The sequence below is a fragment of the Endozoicomonas sp. Z74 genome (assembly GCF_057680865.1).
Genome location: NZ_JBLYZI010000171.1, coordinates 1 through 6,530, shown reverse-complemented (window position 1 = coordinate 6,530; position 6,530 = coordinate 1). Strand labels below are relative to the sequence as shown.

The following is a 6,530-nucleotide window of genomic DNA, read 5'->3' as shown; positions in this document are numbered from 1 at the left end:
GTGGTTAAACCCTGCCACTTTCAAGTAAGTTTTTGGTGGATTATCCACCAAAAATTGCAGGGGCTAGGCTGCTTTTGCGATCCCAAAAGATGAATTTATCAAATAGCTGGGGTTGTTCGCACCTTCCCTAGATTCTCTCGAAGGATTAAATCACTCTGTTGATATTTTTGAAGTTCTGTACAGTTTATCAATTGGCATAGAGCGATTACTGAAAGTAGCTATTATTTTAATAGAGCATAATGACAAAACCAGTATTGAAGAATTTGAAGATTCGTTAATAACTCACAACACAATGGATTTGGCTAATCGTGTCGGAACAGAACTAACTGAAAAACTGTCTTTCCCACATAAAGAGTTCTTATCACTTTTATCAAAGTTTTATAAATCACATCGGTATGGTCGTTTTTCATTTTCATCAGTTCCAAACATTGATGCTGAGAAGCAACTTTTCTTAGAATTCCTACGTAAGCAACTCAACATAAAAATAAAGGATGAAGGCTTCCTATCATATATTCATAACACAAATCAAATAAAGAGATTTATCAGTAAAGTCGTTAAGAAAATTTCCGGTGAAACATACAATATTATTCAAACCCATGCACGTAAACTCAACGTTTATACACATGAGCTGAGGTCTGACTCTAAAGCTATAAAGGTATTCTTAGGTTTAGACGACCGATTGGATTTTTTAGATGAGGGTCAAGTTAAAAGAGAGCTTTTGGCATTTCTAATGAACCCTGAAAATTCAGGAGAACATCTTGATCTTATCCGGTCATTCGGGTCTGTCGAGTTAGATGAAAGTTCGGCCCCTTTGCACATCAAGGCTCTGCTAAATGATGTCCACATTCATCTAGTTGAAGACGAAGTTGAGTGTGCATATGAAGAGATTGATAACGCAGGCGAAAGGTTCGAGATGTTAAGCTTAATGGACAAAGAGCATTTGGCCCAAAATAAGTGACAAAATAATGGACATCCATAAACTTGACTAACCGGTCATACCGTCTATTTTCTGTTCTGAATCAGAAGAGCTTCCTTGCTTTAAGCACTTCCTTTTTGTGAAAGAGCAGATAACCATGACAACAGCCCGGAAAAATCTGATTGATCCTTCTTGTACGCCCTACTATCACTGTATGGCCTGCTGTGTACGCAGGGCATTTCTCTGCGGTAAGGATGCTTTTTCAGGTAAGAGTTATGAGCACCGGCGACAATGGGTCGTTGACCGTTTGAAAAAGTTATCTGGTATTTTTTCTCTGGAAATCTGTGCTTATGCTGTAATGTCCAACCACTACCATGTGGTATTGCATATCAACCGGAAGCAAGCTGAAGGGTGGAGCGCAGAAGAAGTCCTGAATCGTTGGGCAATGCTATTTAACGGAGCTCCACTGGTTCAACGATTTCTGGCAGGAGACTCTCTGGATAAGTCAGAGTTACATCGAGTAGACGAGTATGCCGAAGAGTACCGCAAACGTTTAATGGATATCAGTTGGTTTATGCGCTGTTTAAATGAACACCTGGCCAGGGAGGCTAATAAGGAAGACGGCTGCAAAGGGCGATTTTATAAAAACCATCCCTGGTTTTTACCCTTCGGGCCAGCTAAAGCTGTTCAAATTTTTTCCTGAAAAATTTGTGGGAAGGTCGCTACAAAAGTCAGGCACTGCTGGATGAGGCTGCGTTATTGACCTGTATGGCCTATGTGGACTTAAACCCGGTTCGGGCAAAAATGGCAAAAACACCCGAAGCTTCGAAACACACCTCTATAAAAGACAGAGCCCAGTCTTTTACGAGTGGAACAAGCCAAAAACAGCCAGGCCACCTGAAGCCACTGAAAGCTCCTGGGCAAAATCCGAATAAGGCTATCCCCTACACACTCAGCAGTTATTTTGAACTGGTGGATTGGGCAGGCCGGATCATTCGTAAGGGAAAACGAGGCCATATTGACGAAGAGATTCCGGCTATTCTGGGTCGCCTGGGAATCGATCCTAATGAATGGCTGAAAACCATGTGCTGGAACAACCGTTTTCGCCGCGCGGTTGGCAAAGTCGCAACACTGAAAGCTTATGCAGAAAGCTCTGGCAAACGGTGGGTTCATGGTGTTTCGGTGAGTGTTTGCCTTTATCCTTGCAGATAACAGATAAGACTGAATTAAAGCAATAGGACTGCGATTCGATAAATTCAGAGCATTGAATCTCTATTGATAGATATTCAAACCTGTCAAAACAGTTTAAGTCAACCATCCTTATTCTCTCTTATTGATTTAAAAGAAAATCTGCCTATAGCATTAACTAATTACTATACAAATGAGTGTCCTTTTTTTCTTTAAAAATGGGTGTCCTTTTTTTCTTCCCTCCACCCGACGCGCCTGTCGGCGCGCGGCTGAAATTGGCGTTACACGCTTCAACTAGAGCAGTACAAAAAATCATTAAAGGAACCTGATCAAAGATGAAATGGCTTTATTTATTAATTGTTTTTCTAGTCTCAGGCTGTGGAGAAAAAGAGCCAGAAAAATTCTCGGGAGGCTGGATATGGGGTGGTTCTATCCGCTATCCAGGTCCTAAAAATGCTTTATTCATAAAAGAGCTTGATAATAGATCTATTCCGTATTTTATTGAGAAAGATAAAATGGTTACTTTCAGGCTTCGAGATCTTTCTAAAGTAAGAATGGTTCAAGATATTATTGAAGGTAGAGCTGAAGATAAATTATATTTTGGACAGACATATATTTCCTCTTATTCAAAAGAAGAGTTCATTGCTCTATTTGAAACAGAAGCAAAATTTGAAGGCATAGAAGTTCACTATCAGAATATAAACAATGGTTACTTCTTATGGGAGTGGAAGAATAGAAAATATATATATGAAATTGAACAAAAAGTAATATTCAGCTTGCATAATAGCTCTTACAAACAAGTTACTAACCTTGAGTAATAAAAATGCTTTTGGTACTTTGCAGCATTCATTGTGTCATCCAAATTAGCACTATTAACTTAAAGCAACAACATAGATAGTATTGGTGCAAACCAGCGTGTAACACAGAAATAGAGGAGAAATAGAGGACATCCATAAACTTGACTAACAAAGTGCACAGCCTATTTTCTATTCTGAAATAACGAAGTTTTTAGTCTTTATCTTGGAGGCATGGAATGAATACTTTAAAGGCTGAAGCACGCCCTTTAGCACAAGATGTCAAATTCACAGAATCTGAGCTGATTGTCAGTCTGGTGGATGGCAGAGTCATATTAGTACCCATATCATGGTTTCCAGCCCTGACCAGTGGAGATGAAAAACAACTCAATAACTGGGAATTGCTCGGAGAAGGTGATGGTATTCACTGGCCTGATCTTGATGAAGATTTAAGTGTAAAAGACCTTCTATTAGGCATTCATTAAAACCTCTGTTCACACCAGCCCTCTCAACACCTGTTGACACCACCCGGAGGCGCAAGCAAATCGAGTCCGTACCGGGCGGTTCTGGTTCCATAAAACGGCCGACTTGCCACAACGCTGCCGGTTTTAACACGTTAAACCCAACCTTTAAATATCAAGTACAACTAAGGAATAGTAATGTTTCAGAAGAAGTCCTCAGTATTAGGAAGCCTTGCTGGATTTCTGATTATTGGCATTTTTGCTGCCATTTCCTTGTCCGCCTGCACCAACCCAAACACACCTGCTGGCTATGAGGGATATGTATACGAAAACCCGAGAGTATTCGGGGCTGGAGGGTATCGAGATACTTTAAAAGGCCCAAGTAATTATGGGGTATCTTTATGGCGTAATCAGGTGATCAATATTGATATGCGTCCAAACACATATACCGAAAGCTTTAAAATACTGGCAAATGATGATCTGAATATCAGCTTTGACTTTCATTCGGTTATTTCTATAAAAGCCAATACAGTACAGGAAGTAGTAGAGACCTACGGTGGTGAAAAGTGGTATCAACGCATCGTCAGGGAAACCTTCAGAACCTACGTTCGCGACTCGGTACAGAAATATGACAGCAGTGACTTAAAGGCCAATCGTGAAAAAATCGCCTCTGAAGTAACGAAAAAGCTTCAGGAATACCTGGAAGAGACGCCTTTTAACGTCAGCAAAGTGATCGTTGGTAACATCAACTATCCTGAAATAGTGGCCAATGCAGTAGAAAAAAAGCTGGCAGCACAACAGCTCCTTTCTGAAAAAGAAACACAAAAAGAGATAGCCAGAAAAGACGCAGAAATACGAGTTGAAGAAGCAAAAGGGATTGCAGAAGCCCAGAAAATCATCAATGCAACTTTGACGCCTAACTACTTACAGCATGAAGCTATCAATGCCCAGCTGAAAATGGCAGAATCCCCCAACCATACCACGGTTTATATTCCGGTGGGTACCAATGGAATTCCTCTGGTTAAAGACACAAAATAAATTTAAAGACTGAATAAAAGGTTCTCAATACTTGACTAACTGGTCACACCGTCTATTTTCTATCTGAGCCAAAAAAATGGTGAATGGCTCTGATAGCATTCGGCGGCATGACTTGTCGTTCGTTTCAAATACTAAAAATCAAATTGGAGTATCTTAATAATGAGAAAGATAGCAACCTGTCTTACCATTGGCTATTTAATTTTCCCCTTATCTGCAAGCGCCATTGACTGCAATGAAAAGTCAGTCAACTTTTTAACCCAGGGAGAGAAATATTATGAAATCGATAACCCCGTCCACTTGAGCAGAGATGACAAAAAAGAGCTCAACAACCTCTATAAAAAAATCAGAGGCAACTGGGAAGGAAAAGAGATTTTTACAGATTGCAGAGGACCACAAAGTTCAATGCGAGTACATCAAGAAGAGTACACACTGAATTCAAAAATCGAAAAATACAACAAAGAAACGCTCAAAATCAGATCAAAAAAAGAAGGTGATAGCAGCCGTAAATTAGAATCTCTTATCCTGTTTGACAGTGAACTAATGAGTTCATTCAATAAAAGTGGCGATACCTATCATGTTCAGGAGAAATACTATGGATCTATGGGACCTGGAATAGCGCTATTGGTTGAAAAACACATTACCTTTGAAAAAACGAATCGCCATATTTCTATTCAAATCAAATCATATACCAATGGGCAGTTCGCATCCTTTCAAACCGTCGATCTAACTCAATCCTGACACTAACCCCGAAAAATCGACCTTTTACACAAAGAATGAACCCCTAACAGTCTCCTCTGCAATGGGGGGATGGTCCAAATTCTGGAGAGCCGGAAGCTGATTAGATAACACCCTCTCCCAACCCCTCTCCCAGAGGGAAAACGTGGGGAGACTTCAAGATCAGCTACCAAAGTCTCGGTATAACCTACGGGAGCCTCCCCGGCATAGCCCAGAGGTTTACCCAATGATTATTTTTGAAGTCCGCCGATGAACCAATTCAACTTTATGGTGTCTTAATTAAGCAGTAATCACTGATAACAACGCCATAACAACAACCATGCTTACTCTGCCTTTGTTTTCAACCGTTTTTCCAGCCAGGGAAAACCCTTTGCAAACAACTCCTGCCGGACAAAGGAGAATGAAGGAGTGTGTCCAGGAAAGGACTATAGCCGCTGAATCTGGTCATATCTGTGATTCAGGCATCGCGGAACCAACGCTTATCCAAAGAAAGGCGAAGGTTACCACCGAGCCTCCCAGGGTGAAGGGGGAACTCATCGATAATTCATCATCACTCATTTACAGTTACGAAACTTTAACACTTTTATCCAAAAGAGGTAAACACGCCCCCCTTGCTTATGGCTCACACTTCGTCCTGGGGCGCTACAACGGCAAAGACTATCTTCTCGGCAGACAAGTCAAGGAATTTGAAGCCTGGTATAAAGAAGGGAATACCCGAAAAATAGAGGAATACATCACTGCGGCGACCCGGGTGGTGAAATACGATGGACCGGATTACTCCGCTTTGACCGGTAAAAATGCGCTTAAAACGAATCGGGTGATACAGCCCGGTGAAATAATTGGACCTTATAGTGGAGAATTTATTACTAGAGCCGAGTTCGCGGATCTTTGCAGAACCGTTGGTTCACTTGATTTTTCACCAGGAGACTATTCATTTGATGTCCCCGGAAGCAAGCTTGTGCTTAATGGCTCCAAAGGGAACCAAATGCACTGTATTAACGATGGCACGGTTAAAGATGACAACGGTGTAACGCAGAAGAGCCGATTTAATGTGGAGTTTATGGTTGTTTACACGGAAGACGATACGATTCTTGGTAAAATCAGGGTTCCTCGTGTTTATGTTGTTTCAAACCAGAAAATAGAAAAAGACGAATATGTATGGTTATCCTATGGTCGCCCTTTCTGGAAACGCAGGCAGTGTGCAAAAACAAGCCCGCAGGTTCAGCTAAAAACAGACAATAGCTCTAAAGAGGCTGCCTGTAGATATTATTTGTAGTAGTTCAGACCTGATCTGACAGTCACCGATTTTTCAGAGGGTGTCTGTCAGGTCAAATTCAGGCTACAAATTTTTCCTTCCAGATCTCTTTGCCATCTATCAGAGTTTCCATTGGCGTTCTT

Annotated in this window: 8 protein-coding genes; all 8 read left to right on the top strand. The window is 41.1% G+C overall.

Translation table 11 applies throughout. From position 1 onward, the window contains the following. Positions 1-112 precede the first annotated feature (112 nt). The gene (locus ACNRUY_RS25480; RefSeq protein ID WP_488114478.1) at positions 113-958 is read left to right on the top strand and encodes a hypothetical protein; all 846 of its coding nucleotides are present in this window, start codon (positions 113-115) and stop codon (positions 956-958) included. Positions 959-1,073: 115 nt separating this feature from the next. Further along, positions 1,074-1,619, top strand: a complete 546-nt coding sequence (locus ACNRUY_RS25475; RefSeq protein WP_488114477.1) for a transposase — start codon at positions 1,074-1,076, stop codon at positions 1,617-1,619. 5 nt (positions 1,620-1,624) lie between these two features. Continuing rightward, entirely contained in the window at positions 1,625-2,128 is a 504-nt protein-coding gene (locus ACNRUY_RS25470) for a hypothetical protein (RefSeq protein ID WP_488114476.1), read from the top strand. A gap of 311 nt (positions 2,129-2,439) precedes the next feature. Then, on the top strand, positions 2,440-2,922 hold the full coding sequence (locus tag ACNRUY_RS25465) for a hypothetical protein (protein ID WP_488114475.1): 483 nt from the start codon (positions 2,440-2,442) through the stop codon (positions 2,920-2,922). Positions 2,923-3,137: 215 nt separating this feature from the next. Further along, complete coding sequence (locus tag ACNRUY_RS25460) at positions 3,138-3,383, top strand: DUF2442 domain-containing protein (protein ID WP_488114474.1); 246 nt, start codon at positions 3,138-3,140, stop codon at positions 3,381-3,383. 174 nt (positions 3,384-3,557) lie between these two features. Continuing rightward, on the top strand, positions 3,558-4,397 hold the full coding sequence (locus tag ACNRUY_RS25455) for an SPFH domain-containing protein (RefSeq protein WP_488114473.1): 840 nt from the start codon (positions 3,558-3,560) through the stop codon (positions 4,395-4,397). A gap of 159 nt (positions 4,398-4,556) precedes the next feature. Further along, positions 4,557-5,135 (top strand): hypothetical protein, encoded by a 579-nt coding sequence (locus ACNRUY_RS25450; protein ID WP_488114472.1) that lies wholly within the window; start codon positions 4,557-4,559, stop codon positions 5,133-5,135. Positions 5,136-5,502: 367 nt separating this feature from the next. Further along, positions 5,503-6,408 carry an SET domain-containing protein gene (locus tag ACNRUY_RS25445; protein WP_488114471.1) on the top strand — a complete coding sequence of 302 codons (906 nt, stop codon included), beginning with the start codon at positions 5,503-5,505 and terminating at the stop codon, positions 6,406-6,408. Positions 6,409-6,530 lie beyond the last annotated feature (122 nt).

Excerpts from the sequence above, each read along its gene's own strand:
- ACNRUY_RS25465 (WP_488114475.1), top strand. The coding sequence starts at position 2,440 with ATGAAATGGCTTTATTTATTAATTGTTTTTCTAGTCTCAGGCTGTGGA.
- ACNRUY_RS25455 (WP_488114473.1), top strand. The coding sequence starts at position 3,558 with ATGTTTCAGAAGAAGTCCTCAGTATTAGGAAGCCTTGCTGGATTTCTG.
- ACNRUY_RS25450 (WP_488114472.1), top strand. The coding sequence starts at position 4,557 with ATGAGAAAGATAGCAACCTGTCTTACCATTGGCTATTTAATTTTCCCC.
- ACNRUY_RS25475 (WP_488114477.1), top strand. The coding sequence starts at position 1,074 with ATGACAACAGCCCGGAAAAATCTGATTGATCCTTCTTGTACGCCCTAC.
- ACNRUY_RS25460 (WP_488114474.1), top strand. The coding sequence starts at position 3,138 with ATGAATACTTTAAAGGCTGAAGCACGCCCTTTAGCACAAGATGTCAAA.